Annotated in this window: 14 protein-coding genes; 4 read left to right on the top strand and 10 right to left on the bottom strand. The window is 41.1% G+C overall.

The window, feature by feature from the left end:
• Positions 1-32 precede the first annotated feature (32 nt).
• Together RIL182_RS09460 and RIL182_RS09455 are read right to left on the bottom strand one after the other, a co-directional pair.
• Positions 33-4,427 carry an InlB B-repeat-containing protein gene (locus RIL182_RS09460; RefSeq protein ID WP_044998658.1) on the bottom strand — a complete coding sequence of 1,465 codons (4,395 nt, stop codon included), beginning with the start codon at positions 4,425-4,427 and terminating at the stop codon, positions 33-35.
• 163 nt (positions 4,428-4,590) lie between these two features.
• On the bottom strand, positions 4,591-6,207 hold the full coding sequence (locus RIL182_RS09455; RefSeq protein WP_006856042.1) for an Ig-like domain-containing protein: 1,617 nt from the start codon (positions 6,205-6,207) through the stop codon (positions 4,591-4,593).
• Positions 6,208-6,926: 719 nt separating this feature from the next.
• Between RIL182_RS09455 and RIL182_RS09450 the strand changes: the two genes are divergently transcribed.
• Positions 6,927-8,165: an IS110 family RNA-guided transposase gene (locus tag RIL182_RS09450; RefSeq protein WP_044998657.1), complete on the top strand. Its 1,239-nt coding sequence runs from the start codon at positions 6,927-6,929 to the stop codon at positions 8,163-8,165.
• A 458-nt stretch (positions 8,166-8,623) separates the two neighbouring features.
• Here the strand turns inward: RIL182_RS09450 and RIL182_RS09445 are convergent, their stop codons facing one another.
• Positions 8,624-9,373 (bottom strand): P-loop NTPase family protein, encoded by a 750-nt coding sequence (locus RIL182_RS09445; RefSeq protein WP_242655487.1) that lies wholly within the window; start codon positions 9,371-9,373, stop codon positions 8,624-8,626.
• Between the two features lie 317 nt (positions 9,374-9,690).
• On the opposite strand from RIL182_RS09445, the gene RIL182_RS09440 reads away from it, so the two are divergent.
• A complete protein-coding gene (locus tag RIL182_RS09440) occupies positions 9,691-11,487 on the top strand; it encodes an Rqc2 family fibronectin-binding protein (RefSeq protein ID WP_006856037.1) in 1,797 nt (598 codons plus the stop codon).
• Between the two features lie 160 nt (positions 11,488-11,647).
• Here the strand turns inward: RIL182_RS09440 and RIL182_RS09435 are convergent, their stop codons facing one another.
• Positions 11,648-12,505, bottom strand: coding sequence for a CPBP family intramembrane glutamic endopeptidase (locus RIL182_RS09435; protein ID WP_044998693.1), 858 nt, complete (start codon positions 12,503-12,505; stop codon positions 11,648-11,650).
• A 42-nt stretch (positions 12,506-12,547) separates the two neighbouring features.
• Complete coding sequence (locus RIL182_RS09430) at positions 12,548-13,675, bottom strand: glycoside hydrolase family 88/105 protein (RefSeq protein ID WP_134523265.1); 1,128 nt, start codon at positions 13,673-13,675, stop codon at positions 12,548-12,550.
• A 420-nt stretch (positions 13,676-14,095) separates the two neighbouring features.
• Here RIL182_RS09430 and RIL182_RS09425 point away from each other — a divergent pair, with 420 nt between their 5' ends.
• A complete protein-coding gene (locus RIL182_RS09425) occupies positions 14,096-14,302 on the top strand; it encodes an alpha/beta-type small acid-soluble spore protein (protein ID WP_015560581.1) in 207 nt (68 codons plus the stop codon).
• A gap of 190 nt (positions 14,303-14,492) precedes the next feature.
• Here RIL182_RS09425 and recG read toward each other — a convergent pair whose 3' ends face one another.
• From recG to RIL182_RS09410, 3 genes are read right to left on the bottom strand one after another with little or no spacing between them, the layout of a single operon-like run.
• Positions 14,493-16,550 carry an ATP-dependent DNA helicase RecG gene (gene recG / locus RIL182_RS09420; RefSeq protein WP_134523263.1) on the bottom strand — a complete coding sequence of 686 codons (2,058 nt, stop codon included), beginning with the start codon at positions 16,548-16,550 and terminating at the stop codon, positions 14,493-14,495.
• A gap of 13 nt (positions 16,551-16,563) precedes the next feature.
• Positions 16,564-18,261: a DAK2 domain-containing protein gene (locus RIL182_RS09415; RefSeq protein WP_006856030.1), complete on the bottom strand. Its 1,698-nt coding sequence runs from the start codon at positions 18,259-18,261 to the stop codon at positions 16,564-16,566.
• A gap of 14 nt (positions 18,262-18,275) precedes the next feature.
• Entirely contained in the window at positions 18,276-18,635 is a 360-nt protein-coding gene (locus RIL182_RS09410) for an Asp23/Gls24 family envelope stress response protein (protein WP_015560583.1), read from the bottom strand.
• A 206-nt stretch (positions 18,636-18,841) separates the two neighbouring features.
• Between RIL182_RS09410 and rpmB the strand changes: the two genes are divergently transcribed.
• Positions 18,842-19,027 carry a 50S ribosomal protein L28 gene (gene rpmB, locus RIL182_RS09405; RefSeq protein WP_006856028.1) on the top strand — a complete coding sequence of 62 codons (186 nt, stop codon included), beginning with the start codon at positions 18,842-18,844 and terminating at the stop codon, positions 19,025-19,027.
• A gap of 128 nt (positions 19,028-19,155) precedes the next feature.
• Here the strand turns inward: rpmB and RIL182_RS09400 are convergent, their stop codons facing one another.
• Both RIL182_RS09400 and RIL182_RS09395 read right to left on the bottom strand, forming a co-directional pair.
• Complete coding sequence (locus RIL182_RS09400) at positions 19,156-20,421, bottom strand: fibronectin type III domain-containing protein (protein WP_006856027.1); 1,266 nt, start codon at positions 20,419-20,421, stop codon at positions 19,156-19,158.
• A gap of 104 nt (positions 20,422-20,525) precedes the next feature.
• The gene (locus RIL182_RS09395; protein ID WP_006856026.1) at positions 20,526-21,368 is read right to left on the bottom strand and encodes a sugar phosphate isomerase/epimerase family protein; all 843 of its coding nucleotides are present in this window, start codon (positions 21,366-21,368) and stop codon (positions 20,526-20,528) included.
• Positions 21,369-21,375: the final 7 nt, after the last annotated feature.

Raw genomic sequence — 21,375 nt, 5'->3', positions numbered from 1 at the left:
ATTTGTAAAGGGAAATATTGATGTTTTATTATCTATTTCCTATTCGGTGCAAGGAACTGATTATAGAAGTTATTCAACGCATCCGGTTCTTTGCTGTTTCCAATTCCGTGAGTTTCCACATATTGTTTCATCTGTTTGATCGTTTCCTTTGAAAATACATAGGTTTCCGCCGGGGTATCATGATCCATGTTATTTAATGCGCTTTCCAGTGCTGCCTTGTATTCCGGATCGACTTTCCAGATAGAATTATCTTCAAGTCCGCCTTCTTCAAACGATTTGTTATAATATTTGCTGTTGATGAAACGGGTAACTCCGGCCAGATCCATCTGTGTGAGTTTTTTCGGTGTGGTATCGGTCACATGCACCATGATCTGTTTCACATAAGTATTTCCTGTATGGTCAACTACAGTCAGATTTTCCGATGCGGCAAAATCATGCTGCAGATTTGTAAATTCTTCTGCCTGGTAGTCCGGGATCGTGAAAGATGTGAACACTTCCGGATCACTCGGTGCCGGATTGGTTCCCGGTAAAATCGGACTTCCATCTTCCCGGTCGGTTGCCGTTGCATGGCTTAAGATTTCTTCTTCCGTGATAAAACCACTCTGTGCCTGCTCTAAGGTATAATAGAGATCCTGTGCCTGAATCCACGGGCAGTCGTCCCAGACAGCATAAAGTGTGATCTCTCCACCATCTTCTGCCACAAGGTTCCGAACGGCATCTCCGGCTTTCCACTGTGGGATAAAGGTGTCTTTGCCATCTTCTAAGGACCAGCCCATAAATACGGATGCGTAGACTTTTTTCTTTGGCTCCTCGGCTTTCTTATTTTCCTCGATGTCTTCTTCCTCTAAGTCATTGAGAGCATCAATATCTTCGGCATCATCTTTATTCTCTTTTGTCACGGCAACTTTTTCATTCTGATCCGTATCGTCTGTTACATCAGGATTGTCTGTATCATCTGATTCATCAGAATTATCTGCCATTTCTGCCTCGTCTGCTTCATCGGAACTGTCTGCCATTTCTGCATCGTCTGATTCATCAGAGTTGTCTGCAGTTTCTGCATTGCCTGCTTCTTCCACAGCATTCATGGAATTCTGTGCGTCTGCATCTGAATTACCTGCATCCGAATCATCTCCATTGTTTTCGGAATCCTCATCCTCTGAATTACCGGCACCCTCTGGGTCTTCCGCATTATCCGGATCTTCAGTATCTTCGATTTCTTCCGTTTCCTCTTCATATCCATCCATCATTGCCTTTGGAATCACTCCGGCAATAACATCCTCTGTCACGTTTTGTCCATCCAGTGTATATTTCACATAGGCTGCTGTTCCGTCTGCATTCCATACATCCGGTAGCGTTACGTCTTCATCATACGTTGCTTCAATATCATTGATATGTCCGGCTCCACCGTTCGGATCAAAATGGATCGTATATTTATTTGCCTCTGCATTGGCTGTCATCGTGACATTTCCGGCCGGCATCGTAAATACAAACTTCTTAGCATCTACGGTCTGCTCCCCACCGGATCCGCCTTTATAATTTCCTTTCCAGTTTAACCAGTGATAGCCTTCTTTTACTGCCGCATCGATGGTGACGCTCTGTCCATAGCGGTACGATCCGCCTCCGGTCGTCTTTTCAATGCCGGTTCCGGCATTTAATGTTACATTATATAGATGTCTTTCATAATAATAATCAATGACCATCTTTCCATCTGCAGTTACCTCTTTCGTCTGTGTTTTCGGGCTGTCAAAACCGGTGTATGTCTTTACTGCAGGAGTAACCTTGCTTCCGATCTGTGCTTTTTTCGTCTCTGTTTCGGCAAGTTCATAGTTTTTATCGTCATGGGTTGATGCAATACCATCTGCTTTCTGTTTCCAGTGGCGGACGGTATATTCTGCCTGATCCAGTTCCCAGTGTGCATACAGGGAAATGATCTTTCCTTTGGTTCCGTTGGATAAAGTACCACTCTTTGCATAGCCCCGCCAGTCACTGGCACAGATCTTGCCCTGATTATCTCCGGATGCTGCTCCGTCCACATTTACATAGGTTCCACCGCTTGCTGCAGTCCACCATCCGGCTTTCGTATGGGTTCCACTGATCACTTTACGGTAACCATTGATCGTGATACTGCTTGACAATGCAGCATTATAATAGGTGCCGTAACGGTATGTTTTATAGATATACGGTGTGTTATTTTTACAGATACTGCTGATCTGTGTTCCGGTATAACTCTTTGTCGCTGTCTCTGTAGCACTGTTTCCGATCAGCGTAAATGTATTACCGACTTTCCATACATCCGTACTCGTCAATGCCCTTGGTGTGTTTATGTAATAACGGACTTCGTATGGCTCCCCGATGCCGGTAAGTGTCAGCGTCAGGTTACAGGCCGGCATGCTTCTCTCATAGGCATAGGTCTTATCATTTACCATGTCCGATGTTACCTTGCGGTCTTTGGATTCGTTGGTCTTTTCATTGAGATCCGTCCATTTGCTGAACTGATAACCGGTGTTGAAAGCTGGTGTTGTAATAATTGTTGCACCGCACGACACCTCATACGATGCCATATAATAATCACCGGATACCGTGCTGCTACTGTTTACTGTACCTCCTGCATCTGGTGCAGCCGCTTTTATATTTTCAACTGCCTTAGCAGCCTTACCGCTTGCTTTTATATATACATCCGTTACCGCTTTGTTTGTAGCAGTTTTGTCGATTTTGACAGTGAGTACATAAATTGGAATTCCTGTCGATTCTTCCGATAATATGTCATCAATGGTAGTACCTGTTGCAACATTTTGCGATCTTAGATCTCCGGACAGTTTAGATCCATTCTTAAATTCCTCTTTTCCGGAATTTTTTTCATATGTACAGTCGATGCTGTAACTAATATAACTTCCTTTGCTTGGATTTACAAATTTACTTTTTCCAATAGCTGTTTCACCTTGCGTATCTACTGAAAACGTTACGGTATGCTCTTTTGCATTCCAAACGCCTGTAATTGTGGTTGTTTTATCAGCCTCCTTATTATAAACCGTGAGTTTTGGTTTTGTATTCGTCGGAGTTAATGCTTCGTCTAATGTAACAACCAGTTTTCCATTGTAATATCCCGTCTTAGACTGCAGCGTCTTATTGGTAATCTTCTGTGAAACAGTAACTGTTGTCGGGCTTTTTACTGTCGTAACCTGAGCTCCTTCTGCAAAGTTATCCGAAATATCTACCGCAATACCCGTCACAAACATGGTAACCCAGTGCGTTTCATCCCCTGTATTGGCCTGCAGCGTGTATTTATCATTTGCATAGGCAGGCTGTGTACTCTCTTTGGGAATTGTAAAATCAACCAAATCTCCCCTTGTCGTCGTTACTTCATCGTACAGTGCCTCTCCATTAATCGATAAATATGGACTCACTTCCTTTGACAGTCCGAAAATCCGTTTGTTTTTATTAAACTTTTCAGTTTCTTTCTGTGCATACAGATTCAGTTTTGTCAGATTAACTGCCGTGTTCCCACTATACACAAAAATCGTCAGATATTGTCCAGTTAACGGCTCTTTATCATTCGCCTTATATGCCTTTGACTTCACTTTTGTGACCATTCCGGTCTTGATATCTTTCTCTACCCATTCTCCATCGTGTTTTGAAACATCATCAATATTAAAATCCGCAGACATTCTAAGACGTACTGCTCTCATCGGAACCGTTATATCACAGTTTTCCACAACGATCAGCTGCCATCCTCCGGCGCCCTCACCGCCACCGATATGTTCATAATACGGAATGTTGAATACGGAATACGTTCCATAGATCTTGCTGCTTTTATTAATGATGTCTGTTACATCTGCATACATATTGACAAAAGTGTACTGTTTATTTACTCCATTTTCCTTTTTTTGATCTATATAATCGATCGACCGGTTATCATAAGTTGCATACTGTGCCTTTATCAGTTTTGCCGATCCATCCGGCAGTACAAAGGCGATTTCTGATTTTGCCAAAGCAGCTGCATCTGTCGTCGATCTGTCTACACTTGTTCTTGCCTGCCATACCAAATATGCAGCCCGTACTGTTCCATCCCCACCTGACGATTTTGTAAGCTTTGCAGATCTGTTATTTTTGATCTTCTTTCCAATCACGGAGTTATCTGCTTTTTTCAATACCGTTTCAGCGGCTTTATACTGGTCTTTTTCACTGTCATAGGTGTTATAGTTTGTAACAATATCGTAAGCCCATGTATCATAGTTCGTATTTCCAGTATAGTTGATATTCAACCGTCCATACAGCGGTTGTCCTGCCCCCGCCTGTGAATCCGTCATATAGGCTTCTCCTGCTTCTTCTACCGTGATCGCTTTCACACTCTGTGGGATCATGGTGAACAAAAACATTACTGCACAGAGCAGTAAAAATCTGCTTAATTGTGTTATCCTGTTTCTCATAAATCTCCTTTCGACTTTTTTGTCATGTGTAATTTATATTTTCATTTTGAAAATACCGTAATAATAAAAAATGAACTGCAAGGTAATCAGATGCCAAGCAGTTCACTTTTCTGTGGCAGCCTATAATAGACTGCCATCTACTTTATTAAATTTTCCTTGCTGTTTAAAGTTTTGTTACAAAACCATCCTTTTCTGCATTTTTATCTCTATCAGCTCCTGTAGTACATCCTGTCCTATATTCAGCAAATGATGTTGTCTTGTCACTAACAGTTACCTTCCATGAATAACTCCAACGTCCATCAGCTGTTTTTAAGGTAATAATAGCTGATCCTTTTCCTATAGCTTGAAGATAGGATTCATCCTTTACTCTTAAGATATTTTCATTGCTACTAGACATAATAATCTTATTATTGCTTGCAATAGCATCCGCATAATCACATGAAGTTGCCACTTTTTTATCTGCCGCGAAAAATTCAGTTGCTACTCCTCTTAATCTATATTCAATCGTACCATCATCATTTTTCTTCACATAGTACTTGATATTATCGTACATATCAAATCCAACTGCCAGCACCATGTCGTTTTTCTTAACCGTTACCTTGTATTTCGCCTGGACTTTCTTATTGGCTTTTGACGTAACTGTAATCGTTGCAGTTCCCACCTTTTTCGGTGTCACAAAACCGGTGGAAGAAACAGCTGCAACACTTGTGTTGCTGGACTTATAGGAAACAGCACTGTTCTTTACACCAGTGATCCGTTTTACTTTGATCTGTGCCTGTCCGTATTTCTCTTTCTGCACTAAAAGCTGTTTTCCAATAAAATGATCCTGACTACTATAATCTTCTGTATAATATTCAAGAGTCTCTGCATCTCCACAATGATCATAAATCTTATGGAAAGATTTTTCCGGATATAAAGTTACACTGTTTTCTGCAAGTACGATCTTACCTTTTCCTTTTTCGGAATAGTCCGTATCAATCATATCCGCCGTTTTTACGGTTACCTTAAACACAGCTTTTACTTTCTTGTTGATTAGGGAAGTTACAGTGATCGTTGCCTTTCCTGCTTTCTTGCCGGTTACTTTTCCTTTGGATGATACCGTTGCAACTTTTTTGTCACTGGAAGAAAAGGCAATGTTCTTATTGCTGATCCCTTTAAAGGATTTTACTTTGACAGTGGTTGTCTTTCCGACAACAATGGATGCTTTTTTCTCTTTTAAAGTGATCTTTGCTTTCTGCTTTCCTTTGCTTACAGTCAGACTCAATGTTCCTTTTACCTTGGAATCATAGATGGATGTCACAGTGATCTTACATTTTCCTTTTTTCTTTACTGTCACAACACCCTTTGCATTTACTGTTGCAATGCTGGTGTTCGAGGATTTGTATTTCAGTTCACCGGATTTGATACCGTCTTTACTGTTTTTTGATCCTACCACCACTCCATTTTTAAACATGGCAACCGGAACAATCGTGAACTTCTCTCCTGCATAAACAGTTTTCTTTTTCATGCAGTGATAATGTCTGTATGTAGAAATATTGCAACAATGTTCCTGCGTTTTATGCCATTTGGCATCATCCGATGTTGCAAACACGATCTGATTCTTTGGCTGATCCTCTCCAAAGTAATCAATGTATGTTGCCTGCTTTGCCGATACTTCCTCCGGCTGTGGTACTACGATGCTGCTGATGCACATGATAAGTGCCAGCATCAGTACGACTGCTTTTTTCCATCCTGCCAGCATTGTGGCACTGGTTCTGTTCTTTCTTCCTCTCTCTCTCATAACTTCTGATTCTCCTTTATCCTTTATTTTTGATTCTTTTACTTACGACGTTGACAAACGAAATGGAAACTTTTATAATATACCTATCAAGACAGCCGGGTGATAAGCAAATACCTATCTGCTCCGGTGAAACAAGTTTATAAGTTACAAAAATAACCGTCAACTTTTCTCAGGAGCTGGACGGTTATTTTTTTGTCTTATTATGTGTATCATTTCTGACACTTCTGACAAGCGTTATGATGGCACATATCATAATAACAAATGTGAATAAATCACTATATGTAACCATGCTACCACCCCTTTCTCCGAATCTCGGAGCAGATCTAAGTGGTAAAGCCGTCCTTTCGGCTGCCTTGATCAGTATACTATATCTGTTTTCCTTTTCTTTATTATAAACGTCATGTAATGGAAAAGCAACTTTCTCTGATCGAATATCTTCCTATTTATTTGTCAACGAATCATGAAAGCTTATCACAGCCTGTAATGAAAATGAGGTGTCTGGCTCCACTATTTTTTTGTTGCTTATTCTGCTTTATAATAGTCTTAGGTAGGATTAAGTTTGATTGCACCTTGGAGGATATGCACCCCGTTTGTCAACGTAAATGTTTTGCCCTTGAGCACAGCATATTGTCGCACCTTTTATGGATAGCACGAGTAGCAAAGTCCGCATTATCTCGGGCAAATCTCCTGCCAATTCTATTGTAAAGGAGTTGCTCCGCATGAAAGACCTTCTGGAAATTTCCTGTGGGCTGGATGTCCACAAAGAAAAAATCGTTGCCTGTATCCTGACTGGCCCTTTGGGCAAGCCAACACATTCTGAAATTCGGGAATTCTCTACCCTGATCCCAGACATGATTGCCTTACGGGATTGGATCGTTTCCCGAAACTGCCATCATGTCGCTATGGAAAGCACGGGCATTTACTGGATGCCTATTTATGAGATACTAGAGGACGCATTCTCTGGTGATATTACTTTACTGGTTGTAAATGCACGCCATATGAAGAACGTTCCCGGCAAAAAAACAGACATGCGGGATTCCGAGTGGATTTCCACCCTGCTCCGCGCCGGACTTCTGAACGGCAGCTTTATTCCTGAAAAAAGAATCCGGGAATTCCGTGATCTAAACCGCTACCGCAAGAGTATCATCCGTGATATTACATCCCAGAAAAACAGGATTGAGAAATTTTTGCAAAGCTCCGGCTTTCGCCTGTCCTCTTTCATTTCTGACATTTTTGGTGCTTCCGGCAAGAACATCATCCTGCACTTGATCGAGCACGGGCAAATTGACCGGACTGCTTTGGACTCCTGCTTAAAAACAAAGACAAGAAACCATATAGATGAAATCCTCATGTCTGTAAATGGAACCCTCTCAGAACACCAGAAAAAATTCCTCAAAATCCTCATGAACCATTATGACTCCCTAAAAGAGCATCTGAATGAAATCGAAAAAGATCTCGAACAGGATATAGAACCGTTTATTCTTCAGGTGCAACAGCTGAATAGTATTTACGGGATAAGTACCACCGCTTCCTGTGCAATTATTGCTGAAATCGGTGTTGATATGAAACCATTTAAAACCGCAGAGCACATCTGTTCATGGGCTGGCTTGTGTCCCGGGAATAATGAAAGTGCCGGGAAGCGAAAGAGCACCTCTGTCACAAAAGGCAATCCATACATAAAAAGTATGCTTTGTGAAATTGCCTGGGTAATTGCCGGAAAACGGAATACCTATCTTTCTGCTTGGTATTGGAGAATCAAACAGAAAAAAGGTGCGAAAAAAGCAATTGTTGCACTTGCCAGGAAACTACTTGTCATCATTTACACCATGCTAAAACAGGGAACTCTTTTTGACGAATCCTGTTTTGAGGCTCGACGCAAAAACTGTGAGCAAAAGCAGCTTTCCCGCTATATACGGGAATTAGAGAAACATGGTTATCATGTAGAAGCCCAAGGTTAGTCAATCTTTGTATCATCCATATTTCACTGTCGGCAGCCAATATTGTGACTGCTTTTTAGTGATGCTTTCATAATTGTTGAAAACATTTGTTGTCAAGGTTCAGATATTAGCTACAAGTTTTATTTTCGTAGCAAGGTACAGTTCTTGTATAGTGCAGATAAAAGCACAGTTTTCACTTTCATTACCATGGAATATTCTTAAAAGTATCTGTAATGAATAAAAAAGATTGTTTCAGATATGCCGTCTTTACCTATAAAACCGACATATAGAATACCAAGATTGTATTGATGTCTTAATCTTTCATATACGAATTTAGTATAGCAAATTTTTTTTATAAAAAAAGACCTTTTCATTTATTTAATTTTATTTTTATATTTGTAATTTATTTTTAATATAAAATGGAAGTTCGATTCGAGCTCCCATTTTTGCCATACTTTTATTTCTTTACAGACAGGTTATTATTTAATAGTTATAACCCTTAAAGAATAATTTTTATCCAAATGCCATCCACTGTACCATTTATAGTCTTTTTTATTAAATGTAATCTTCTGCGTAGTCACTCTTGAAATCTTTAAATCATCCACATATACATATCCGCTGGTCCTTGAGCAGGTGCCTATGACACCGATCCCCTGCCCTAGGTTATATTTCGTTTTTGTGTTAATTTTCGATGTCTGTTCATCCTTATAAACAACATTTTCCAGCGGCATATCATTGATCGTGATCACATAATATTTTCCGGATTTTTTATAGCTGGCTGTTTTCCCAGGTTTACACTCTTTTTCCTTCGCCGGATCCCACAGTGCGACACGCATTTTTTTGCCATCTTTGATCAGCATTACCGTATATTTTGTACGGATATCCCCAACATAATTACCGTTTTTACTATTTTCCAGACCTATCCACGCATCCACATGTACGGTATCTCCATTCATTTTTAAGGCTGCTGCCGGAACATACACTTTTGCAGACATTTTCATATTTTTCTTTATTTTTGAAGCTTTTTTGTAACCTGCCTGCATAACATAATTGTTATTCATCCACGCTGCATCAGATTCTTTATCTCCATTGAATACAACTTTTGAACGAAGAGCCTTATTTGCGGCTGCAAATGTCTGCTCTGACGGAACAGATGCAAATACACCGATCAGCAATGCTAACACCAGCACTCTTGCCATTAACACAATACTTTTTTTCTGTTTTACCATACGCAAATCCTCCATTTCTCATTCTCCCAATTTCACGCACTACACCTCATCTTCCAATACAATATCTGCCAATGAAAATAATTACTATCCAGACATGTAAATTATCAAAATCATCGTTATTTTTGATTATTTCATCTGTTTTCTGACTTTTTTGACAAGTTATTGTATTTAAATGAATTTATGCAATACTTATATATGTTTCATCATAATGTGTCAACAAATAAACATTCCAACAGCGTTGTTTTTATGCTAAAAATCCGTTATAATATCATTCTGCGGGAAATCCGTGGAAACACATTCCGAAAGGAGATCTAAAAATGGCTTTTGATGGATTAGTAATATCCAATCTTGTATATGAACTGAATCAAACAATTTTAAATGCAAAGATCAGCAAAATTGCCCAACCGGAAAACGACGAGCTTCTTTTTACCTTAAAAGGAAGTAACGGGCAGTTCCGTCTTGCCATGTCAGCGAGTGCTTCGCTGCCTTTTCTGTATCTGACAGAAACAAACAAACCAAGTCCGCTGACAGCACCAAATTTTTGTATGCTGTTACGCAAGCACATTGCAAACGGGCGGATCATAAAAATTTACCAGCCTCACATGGAACGTATCATTCGTTTTGATATCGAGCACCTCGATGAAATGGGTGATCTGTGCCAGAAAACACTGATCGTGGAACTGATGGGAAAACACAGTAACATTATTTTCTGCAGCTCCGACGGCACGATCATTGACAGCATCAAGCATGTATCCTCCATGATGAGTTCCGTGCGTGAGGTCCTTCCGGGACGGGCTTACTGCATTCCAGCCACGCAGGAGGACAAATTAAATCCGCTTGAAGTTACAGAAGAAGTTTTCATGGAATCTGTCATGAAAAAACCTGTTTCCATCACAAAGGCAATTTATGGCTCTTTTACCGGGATCAGCCCTGTGATTGCAAACGAGATCTGTTACCGTGCTTCGATCGACGGAGATATGCCGGTAGATTCGCTCGATGCAGACGGCAAGAAACACCTGTTCCATAACTTTTCATGGATGATGGAAGATGTAAAAAATCACAATTACTGCCCAAATATCATCACACGCGGCAGGGAACCGATCGATTTTTCCTGTTTTCGTCTGTCCGAATATGTGCACACTGCTCTGGATCAAAAAATTATGCAGAACACGGATCATGCTGACACGAATGCTTATACCATGACGGAATACGATTCGATATCCAAAGTTCTGGAGGAATACTATGCTTCCAAAAATATTTACACGCGCATCCGCCAGAAATCTGTCGACTTAAGAAAAATTGTGTCCACTGCGTTAGAGCGTAACCGTAAAAAATACCAGCTCCAGCAGAAACAGTTAAAAGATACAGAAAAAAGGGATAAATACAAAGTATACGGTGAACTGATCCACACCTACGGTTACGATTTAGAGGAAGGTGCAAAACAACTGGAAGCGCTTAATTACTATACGAACGAAAACGTAAAGATTCCTCTTGACCCGACCTTAGACGCCAAAGCAAATGCACAGAAATATTTCGATAAATACGGAAAATTAAAACGTACTTACGAGGCACTGACCGACCTGATTGAAGAAACGAAATCTGAGATCGACCACTTAGAGAGCATTGCCACATCTCTTGATATCGCCCTGACCGAGGACGATCTGGTACAGATCAAGGAAGAACTGGTGGAATATGGCTACATTAAGCGGAAACGCACTGACAAAAAAGCAAAGATCAAAAGTAAACCGTTCCATTATATTTCCTCAGACGGCTATCATATGTATGTCGGAAAAAATAATTATCAGAATGAAGAACTGACATTTAAATTTGCAACCGGAAACGACTGGTGGTTCCATGCCAAAGGAATGCCGGGCTCCCACGTCGTTGTGAAAACAAATAACGAGACAGATCTGCCGGACCGTATGTTTGAGGAGGCAGGAAAACTTGCCGGTTATTATTCCAGCGGCAGAGACAGTGACAAGATCGAGATCGATTATCTCCAGAAGAAAAATGTGAAAAAGCCAAACGGAAGTGCTCCGGGTTTTGTGGTATATTACACCAACTTCTCACTGACGGTACACCCGGATATCTCCGGTCTGACACTGGTGGAATAAATCAATAATCCAATACGCCATGACCTGCGTGCAAAACACTATCATCGTAAGCAATAGAATACACGCTTCGCGAACCAAACCATTATCATGAAAAAAACGCAGCCGTGAATTTTTATACGATTCACGACTGCGTTTTTTTCGCTTACAATGATTGAGTAATTTACGCTTCTTTCCTTTTCTGCAGTAACAAAAATGCGATCACTGCAAAAATCAGGTACGCTGCTATGGAAATAACAGAAGATTCCACACCGAAATCTCCACCTGTCAACAGAAAAGAATCGGTATCAAGAACATAATTATACCAGACCGCACTATCTGCCGCAGATCCGATATGAATCAGTCCTCCGATCATCAGACAATTCCAGATTCCATGCATGAGTGCAGAATACCAGATCGTTCCGGTATAGCAGGTCACCAGAGAAAACAGGATTCCAACGAGACTTCCTGCTATCACTACCTGGATCATTCCGGGAATACTCATTCCTTCTTCAATATGCAGACAGCCAAACAGGACAGATGGAGCTATCACTGCAATTTTCCGGTTCCATGCATATTCCACCGAACTCATAATAATTCCGCGGAATACCGTTTCTTCCACGATTCCGGTTGCCAATCCTAAATATGCAACACTTCCGGCAACAAGCTGTTTTAATGTTTCTGCTTCTAAGGTTGATTGCTGCCACGTTCCTGCAAATAACTGGTATATCAGAATCACCAACAGTGGCATTGCAAAAGCGGCGATGATCCAAAACGGATACAGATCCGGTTTCCCGATCTTAAAATCTGCCATTGGTATTTTTAACATTTTTTTACAGATCAGAAAGACTCCTCCAAGTACCAGACCCACATATAAAATTCCAGTGAAAATATTTCCTGTCACCGCTGACATTCCGCCTGCCACCAGCATATTTCCGATCAGAAGTGCCAAAAGCTGCGAAAATGCCAGAAGACAAAGTGCAAGAATACTTACGCCTGCTGCCTTTGTTCCACTAAATTTTGTTTGTTTACTACTGCTCATATCTGCTCCTTTTTCCTTTGCCGGCAAATGTTCTGATTTATTTTACATTTCCAATCGTTTCATCTCTGTATAAGCAAGTAAAAACGGACCAACGCCCTTTGCGTCATCCTTAACGACCGGTTCGGACATATAATAATCAAAAGTTCCGGAACGTCTGTTCGCACCGCCTAGTCCTGCAACCAGACAGATTCCGTCTAAATGAAGTTCACCATTCTCATCTTCCGATAAGTACTTCTCACAAATACCGTGAAATGCCTTCTCGCCATAGGTACGATAACTTTCCGGAAGGAATCCAAGGCGCACACCTTTTAACAGTGCATATGCCATGATCGAGCTTCCGCTTGTCTCAAGATAATTGCGATCCATGCCGCCGACATTTACAACCTGATACCACATACCGCTCTCATCCTGATATTTTAACATAGAGTCCATCAGCTCCACAAAAATCTGTTTCATTTTCTCATATGGTTCCCCGACAGATGCATCCGCTTTGTCCAACGTGTCGAGCAGAGCCATGGAATACCATCCTGATGCGCGGAGCCAGAAATTCTGGCTGAGACCGGTTACCTTGTCACACCAGAACATTTCTCTTGAGGAATCATATGCGTGATAATAAAGTCCTGTCTTTGGATCGCGCATATTCTTTACCACATTAAAAAACTGTGAAAAAATATCGTCATAATTTTTTTTGTCATGAAAACGCGTCTCATATTCCATGTAAAACGGCTGGCACATATAAAGGCCGTCTAACCAGACCTGATTCGGATAAATATTTTTATGCCAGAAATTTCCTTCTTTTGTACGAGGCATTTTCTGGATCTGACTGTAAACAAGATCGATTGCCTTGCGGTATTTCTCTTTTCCTGTCAGGTCATAAAGTTCAAACAACGTCTTACCTGCGTTTACATTGTCAATATTTAATTCTTCCACCGAATATCCTTTGATCGAACCATCCTCCATGACCTTGCAGTCAATAAAATGATCCGCAAATGAAAAATATTTTTCATCTTTTGTGATGGCATACATCTCTAAAATTGCCTTGATCATACATCCATCGATGTAATTCCAGGTTGATTTTTTCCCCTGTAAAATCTTTTCAATGTTCCAGATTGGACGATCCGGCGTACTCTTTTCTAAAAGTTCATCGATGTATTTTTCAATCTTATCCATACTGTTTTCTCCTTCTCCCGTGTGTTTTGTCCCCTTGTATTATGAGCCGGTTCACACAAATCACTTTACTCTTATCATAGCTTATATAATCCAGTTTGTAAATATTTTTTGTAAGCGCTTACAAATTTTATTATAATTCAATAAAATATTTTGTCGCAAACAGCCTTTTCATTCTGTACCGAAAATTTAAAGTTTATGTATCACTTGTTGCGGATATTACTTGCTTTTTTGACAAAAAATGCATGTTTAGCTGCTGTAATATTTCACATACTATCACTGAACAAAACAAAACGTGATCAAAAGCACCGCAGCAAAGTACAAACGCCGCGGAACCTATGATTAACGCGGCGTTTGTTCAAATCATACAAATGATACCTTATAAAACAAAAGATGTATCACACACTAAAGGAGGAAACTATTATGGCAAGTCGTTCATCTAACAGAGCAGCAGTTCCTGAAGCAAAAAGTGCATTAGACCGTTTCAAATATGAGGTAGCAAGCGAGATCGGCGTACCTTTAAAGGACGGTTACAACGGTGACCTTACTTCCAGACAGAACGGTTCTGTCGGCGGTTATATGGTTAAGAAAATGATCGAGGCGCAGGAGAGACAGATGTCAGGCAAATAATTTTGCCACAAATAATTTTTGCTGTAAATGACGGTTCTTCGAGCCACTAAGATCTATGATCCGCAAGGATCTATGCCTTTGGGCACACAAAAACGGGAGCTTTCCATAGGAAAGCTCCCGTTTTTGTAACCGTATTATTATTTCCAATTTACAGGCAGTATGTAAATGAAATCTATCATAAAATCAATTTTTAAAGATTGAGCCTGCTCTTCTGATCTTCAAAGAAAATTTCCAGATAGTGCTGCAGGTTTATATTTTCTTCCTCGCATAGTTCCGGGTCTGTCGCAAGCAGATCCTGCACCTCCTCAGATGCCTGCTGTAATACAGACGCATCCTGATAGATATCCGCCAGTAAAAACTGCATCTCACCGGACTGGCGGATGCCAAAGAAATCTCCCGGTCCGCGGAGTTTTAAATCTTCGCTTGCAATCTTAAATCCATCGTTGGATTTATTTAAAATATCAAGCCGCTTCATGGAATTTTTGCTGTCTGAGGCATTGACCATAATACAATACGACTGGACATCTCCTCTTCCGACACGTCCTCTTAGCTGGTGAAGCTGTGCAAGCCCGAACCGTTCTGCATTCTCGATCATCATGACCGTCGCATTCGGCACATTGACCCCGACCTCGACAACCGTTGTGGAAACAAGTACCTGGATCTCATTTTTTACAAACTGATCCATGATCTTATTTTTCTGCTCTGCTTTCATCTGCCCATGTAAAACGCCGATCACAATGTCTTCCGGCAGTTCTTCCCGCAGACGTTTTGCATAATCGGTGACATTTTCTGCTTCCATATTTTCACTCTCTTCCACTAACGGACAGATCACATATGCCTGATGTCCCTCCCGTATTTCATGTTCGATAAAAGCATATGCCTTGGGGCGGTATCTCTGGTCAACCACACAGTTTTTGATTGGAAGCCGTTTTGCCGGGACTTCATCAATCACAGAAATATCCAGATCACCGTAAATAATAATTGCCAAAGTACGCGGGATCGGTGTTGCACTCATGACAAGCACATGAGGCTCTGTTCCTTTTCCGGCAAAAGTCTCCCGCTGACGCACTCCAAAACGATGCTGTTCATCGGTGATCACGAGCGCAAGATTCTGATAGATTGCTTTCTCCTGAATCAGCGCATGTGTCCCAATGATCATAGCATTCGAATAAACCTCTAGTGCCTCATATGCACGGCGTTTCTGTTTTGCCGTCATGGAACCTGTCAGAAGCACGATCGGAATATGGAGTCCAAACTGTTCACACATGCTCTGATAGGACTCATAATGCTGTCTTGCAAGCACCTCCGTCGGTGCCATGATTGCAGACTGGTAGCCATTGTGGGCGGTATCTGCCATCGCAAGAAACGCAACGATCGTTTTACCGGAACCTACATCACCCTGGATCAGACGCTGCATGACCGTCTCGGAACGCATATCGCGTTTTACATCCGCAAGTGCCTTTTTCTGTGCGTTGGTAAGTTCATAAGGCAGCCGCTCTATCAGTTCATCTGTAAAATCATCTTCCGCAAAAACAAACTCGTTTTTTTCTTTAACGTGCTTTTCCTTCTGATACTGCATGCTTAGAATAAAAAGGAAAAATTCGTCAAACACAAGCCGCCTTCTCGCAGTAATGAGTGTCTCCATATCCTCCGGGAAATGGATCTGGCGGATGGCATAATTATACTCACAAAGACCGTATTTCTCGCGGATGGCATGCGGCAGATAATCCATAAACAAATGTTCGTCTCCAAGTGCCGCACGCACCGTCTTTGTGACAAGGTTATTGGAAAGCCCATTTGTCAGTGTGTATACCGGCAAAAACACCTGTTCCATGGAAGCATACTGTTCTTCGGTAAACATTGCTGCCTGTTCCATGACAAGTCTTCCATTCTTTTTATTGACTTTTCCATAAAAAATGTAAGTGCTGCCGACTTTTAAATTATTTTTCATATAAGGCATCCGGTACCATACCAGCTCTAAGGAGGCTCCCATCTCACTGATCGTCGTAACTGTGATCTGCATGGTGCGCACCTTCCGCACTACCGGTGTTCTTGTGATCCGTCCAAGAACCGCCGCCTGTTCCCCGTCGAGTACCTCATCCACATGTTTTGCCTGCGGATACTGTATATATGTCCGGGGATAATGAAGGAGTATATCACCTACGGTGTATACTCCTATCTTATGAAATAATTCTTCTGTTTTGGCGCCGACACCTTTAATTTCTCTTAAAGGGGAATTGCGATCCATTTTTACTCCATTCTTATTCTACTGAAATCACATAATAGTAGATCGGCTGTCCGCCATAGTGAACCTCGATCTCGACATCCGGGAATGCCTCTCCAATCTTCTCACCAAGTGCATTGGCGTCTTCTTCCTTCGTGTCCTCACCGTAATAAATGCTGACGATTGCAGAATCTTCATCGACTAACTGTTTCATCATATCCATAACCGTCGGCTCTAAATTCTGTCCTACGGAAAGAATACCGGAATCGCCGATACCCATAAAGTCATCCTGTTTGATCTCTTTGTCATCGATCACCGTATCACGGACTGCATAGGTAACCTGACCGGTCTTTACCATGGAGATTTCAGAACTCATGCGCTGCTCGTTATCTTCCGGTGTACTGTCAGGAATGTAATTGATCAGCGCAGTAATACCCTGTGGGATCGTCTTTGTCGGGATGACAATGATCTTTTTATCCTCCACAAGGGATGCTGCCTGATTTGCCGCAAGGATAATGTTCTTGTTGTTTGGCAAAATAAATACCGTCTTTGCATTTACTTTTTCAATGGCATTTAACATATCCTCGGTACTTGGGTTCATGGTCTGACCACCCTCAATGATGTAATCGACACCAAGACCTTTAAAGATCTCGTTGATTCCCTCACCGATGCTGACGGAAATAAATCCCATCTCTTTTGGAGGTTCTGCCGGTTTTTCCTCTTTTTCCTCCGGAATGCCGGCTGACTGCATCTCTTTTTCTTTCAGGGCGGAAATCTTCTCATCACGCTCTAACTTCATATTTTCAATGATGATCGTTGTCAGGGAACCATAGGTAAGTCCTCTCTGCATTGCAAGTCCTGGATCGTTGGTATGTACATGTACCTTTACGATCTCATCATCTGCGACAACAACGATGGAATCACCGATCGTCTCTAAATAAGACTTAAACTCATTCTCCTGCTGCAGTGTGATCGGTGTGTCAAGCATGATAAGGAACTGTGTACAATATGCAAATTTGATCTCCTGATTTGCCTGCGCTTCGATATTATAGGATGTTCCTGTGTTCTCCGGTGCCTTTTTGATTGTTTCAGCGCCCTCAATGGTATAATCTACCTCTTTGCCGAGCAGTGCGTCCATTGCACCCTTCATGACCTGCATCAGTCCCTGCCCGCCAGAATCCACAACACCTGCCTGTTTTAAAACAGGCAGCATCTCCGGTGTCAGATCCAACACACGGTCACCTTCCTTGATGACCTCTTCACAAAAATATACCAGATCTTCTGTATCATCACAAAGTTCTAACGCACGGTCAGACATCCCTTTTGCAACGGTTAAGATTGTTCCCTCTTTTGGCTTCATAACAGCCTTGTAAGCTGTCTCAACGGCCTTCTGGAAAGAATCTGATAAAATCTGTACATTGATCTCATCATATTCTGCGATCACCTTGGTAAAACCACGGAACAGCTGTGAAAGAATAACACCAGAGTTACCTCTCGCTCCTCTTAAAGAACCGGATGAAATAGCTTTTGCCAGCGCCTTCATCTCCGGTTTTTCCAACGCACTTACCTCTCTTGCCGCCGACATGATCGTCATTGACATATTTGTACCGGTATCACCATCCGGAACCGGGAATACGTTCAACTCATTGATCCATTCTTTCTTTGCATCCAGATTCTTTGCTCCGGCAAGAAACATCTTCGCCACAAGCTCAGTATTTATCGTAGTGATTTCCACCTTCTATGTCCTCCTTAATCAATTACACGCACGCCTTCGACGTAAATATTAATTTTTTTGATTTCCAGTCCGGTAAACTCTTCTACCTTATATCTTACCGTTTCGATTAAATTGTCGGAAACCGTACTGATGCTGACACCATAGGATACGATCACATGAAAATCAATCGTGATCTTATTATCCTCGTCAATCGCTACATTAATACCATGTGTCAAATAATCTTTTTTCAGTAACTTCACCAGACCATCTTTCATATTGACAGCAGCCATACCTACAATGCCAAAACACTCCACTGCTACAGAGCCTGCATAGGTTGCAATCACTTCCGGGTCTATTGAAACTCTTCCCAACTGGGTATCCATATGTCCATTCATATACGTTCCTGCTCCTTTCAAAGCCATATTAACGCTAGTTTATTGTCTATTATAACCGCTTTTTACCAAAATTCCTAGTCCTGTTTACTATTTTTAATATTTTTTTTAAAATTTGCTTGCAATATAAAAATGAATCTGTTAGAATAAACATGTTGTGAGTCTGATAGTACAGGCAGACTTAGTGAATTACAAGGAGGTGCAAAACTATGGCAAAATGTGCAGTTTGTGGAAAGGGCGCTCATTTCGGAAATAATGTCAGCCATTCTCATAGAAGATCAAATAGAATGTGGAAATCAAACATCAAGCGTGTGAGCTGTAAAGTAAACGGAACACCTAAGAAATTATATGTATGTGCTTCCTGTTTGAAATCCGGCAAAGTTGAAAGAGCTTAATTTTGAACACTGAAAAAACTGTCGTATCCGATTTGATATGGCAGTTTTTTTGTGTCTGGAATTTCCACTGAAACAAAAAATCCAAAAGACCGGATCTGCATTCCAGTCTTTTGGATTTTTCCTTTTTCCTATTTTACCTTAACCTTCCATGTATAATATTGCGTATTCTTGAAAGTCTTTGATTTTTTATTTACCTTTACATTTTTACTTGCGTCAATTCTTACATAATAAGTTTTTCCGCTCTTTAATGCCTTTTTCCCGAATTTTCTGATAGTTGCACTTGTCTTTTTGCTGTTATAGGTTCCAACCTTTTTGTAACCAGAGTTCTGTTTATCGGAAATATATACCGTATAATTTGATGCGCCTTTCACTTTCTTCCAGTTTAACTGAATCTTTTTTTTGGAAGTCTTTACAGACAGTTTGTAAGACGGATCCTTTGCAAAATACAGTACGTCAGACCATTCACCATATGCTTTCTTGTTATTGCTTAAGTTAACGTAACCTCTTACCTTGATCTGGTAAAACTGTTCTTTTTTTAATTTATTTGTAGAAACACGGAGTGAGGCACTTGAAGTACATGAGCCCGAATAAATTTTCTTTTTGGAATTGTCATAAATAATATATTCATAACCATTTGCAGCATTTGCTTTTTTCCATTCAAAATATGCAGCATTTGATGCCGGATAAAAAGCCGTGTTCTCTACACCTGTGATCTTAGTAGGTGTCACTGCTGAATTTGAATAATAACCACCGGAAGTTGCATATGCGGTATAACCTGTACTGCTTGTTCTTCCTGCATAAATATGTCCCTGATAACGACTGTTCTTCTTTAATCCTGTGATCTTGACACTGTTCTTTTTGGAAACAATCTCTGATGCATTGTTTTCGCTCGTTCCACTCTGATAACAGGTCAGTTTGTAACAGTTTGCCCCGGAAGCAGCCTGCCAGCTCAGCGAAATGGATGTCGTGCCTGCTCCGGTCTGTTTTACAGAATTCGATACCACCTGCTCCGGAACTGTCACAACTTCGATCGCTTTTGACCATGCAGTATCATCCGGTGCACTGGATGATTTTGTTGTAGATGTTCCGATCTGGACATAATAACTCTTTCCCGCAGAAAGACCGGAAATATAACTTTCGGATGCATTATAATTACGTTTGCTTCTGGTGGTATTGCTCTTAAAGCCTGCATCATCACTGACGCGGTAATAATAGCAGATATCATTCTGCATAACAGCGTTCCACTGCACTGTTACAGAACTGCTGCCCGCTTTTACCTGTTTCACGCCTGCCGGTGCAGCAGTCTGTGCATTCGCATCAACTCTTCCGGCAAGAACTAATGTCAGCGCAAACAGCATAACAACTAAAATCTTTTTTGTCTGTTTTCTTAACATTTTTATTCTCCTCTTTTTTATATTATCAATTTTATTTTACATCTTATATCACAGGAATGCAATCCTACTTTCTTCCCAGCCTGATTTTTTCTAAAAAACTTCTTTTAAATCCGGCACGAATCATACAATCCCTGAATATATTCTTTAGACTGTACTGCATTCTCCGGCGTTGTATTTTCAAGCGTCACATGTATATACGGCTTTCTCTCCTTAATGAAACGAATAATCTTCTCATAGTTCATCTCACCTGTTCCTGCAGCGACTGACACCAGTTTCCCATCCTGCACCACAAAATCTTTCATATGGACCATTGCAATATCATCTCCAAGCAGCTCTATCGCTTCTTCTATGATCACATCCCTGTTCTGATAATTGCTGATATCCAAAAGATTGACCGGATCAAAAATGATCTGAAGATTTGGAGACGCGATCTCATCAAGCACTTTCCGCGCTCTCTTCGGATTGCATACGATATGTTTCCACACCGGCTCGATTGCAAAAATAACGCCCATTTTTTCTGCATAGGAAATCACCGGTTTCACATTCTGTATAAAAATATCCAGCGCCTCATCCGAGTGATTTTTTTCCTCAAACTTATATGCCTCGTTGACAGCACCTGTCTCTGTTCCGACTACCCCGACGCCAAGCAGTGATGCAAACCGAATATGCGCCAGATAACGGTGTGTGATCTTTGCAAGCTGTCCTTCATCTGGATTTGCAAGGTTTAAATAACATCCCAGTACGGCAATATCAAGATCGTTTTTTGCAAATATTTTTTTCAAGTACATTGCATACCCCGGAGTCAGTGCCCCATCATCCACCGGATATTCCGTGATTACTTTTGAGAGTGCCAGATGTCCGCACAAAAACCCCTGCTCCTTTGCGATTGCAAGGCGCTCCTCAAGTGGTGCTTTTTTGATATCATGTAAACGTATTCCTAACTGCATATGTTTT

This window comes from Roseburia intestinalis L1-82 (assembly GCF_900537995.1).
Classification (GTDB): Bacteria; Bacillota; Clostridia; order Lachnospirales; family Lachnospiraceae; genus Roseburia; species Roseburia intestinalis.
The sequence above is the reverse complement of the archived record's forward strand: the minus strand, read 5'-3'. Positions and strand labels throughout refer to the sequence as shown.

Coding starts and splice junctions, on each gene's coding strand:
- RIL182_RS09460 (WP_044998658.1), bottom strand. CDS start 4,427: ATGAGAAACAGGATAACACAATTAAGCAGATTTTTACTGCTCTGTGCA.
- RIL182_RS09455 (WP_006856042.1), bottom strand. CDS start 6,207: ATGAGAGAGAGAGGAAGAAAGAACAGAACCAGTGCCACAATGCTGGCA.
- RIL182_RS09450 (WP_044998657.1), top strand. CDS start 6,927: ATGAAAGACCTTCTGGAAATTTCCTGTGGGCTGGATGTCCACAAAGAA.
- RIL182_RS09445 (WP_242655487.1), bottom strand. CDS start 9,373: ATGGTAAAACAGAAAAAAAGTATTGTGTTAATGGCAAGAGTGCTGGTG.
- RIL182_RS09440 (WP_006856037.1), top strand. CDS start 9,691: ATGGCTTTTGATGGATTAGTAATATCCAATCTTGTATATGAACTGAAT.
- RIL182_RS09435 (WP_044998693.1), bottom strand. CDS start 12,505: ATGAGCAGTAGTAAACAAACAAAATTTAGTGGAACAAAGGCAGCAGGC.
- RIL182_RS09430 (WP_134523265.1), bottom strand. CDS start 13,675: ATGGATAAGATTGAAAAATACATCGATGAACTTTTAGAAAAGAGTACG.
- RIL182_RS09425 (WP_015560581.1), top strand. CDS start 14,096: ATGGCAAGTCGTTCATCTAACAGAGCAGCAGTTCCTGAAGCAAAAAGT.
- recG (WP_134523263.1), bottom strand. CDS start 16,550: ATGGATCGCAATTCCCCTTTAAGAGAAATTAAAGGTGTCGGCGCCAAA.
- RIL182_RS09410 (WP_015560583.1), bottom strand. CDS start 18,635: ATGAATGGACATATGGATACCCAGTTGGGAAGAGTTTCAATAGACCCG.
- rpmB (WP_006856028.1), top strand. CDS start 18,842: ATGGCAAAATGTGCAGTTTGTGGAAAGGGCGCTCATTTCGGAAATAAT.
- RIL182_RS09400 (WP_006856027.1), bottom strand. CDS start 20,421: ATGTTAAGAAAACAGACAAAAAAGATTTTAGTTGTTATGCTGTTTGCG.
- RIL182_RS09395 (WP_006856026.1), bottom strand. CDS start 21,368: ATGCAGTTAGGAATACGTTTACATGATATCAAAAAAGCACCACTTGAG.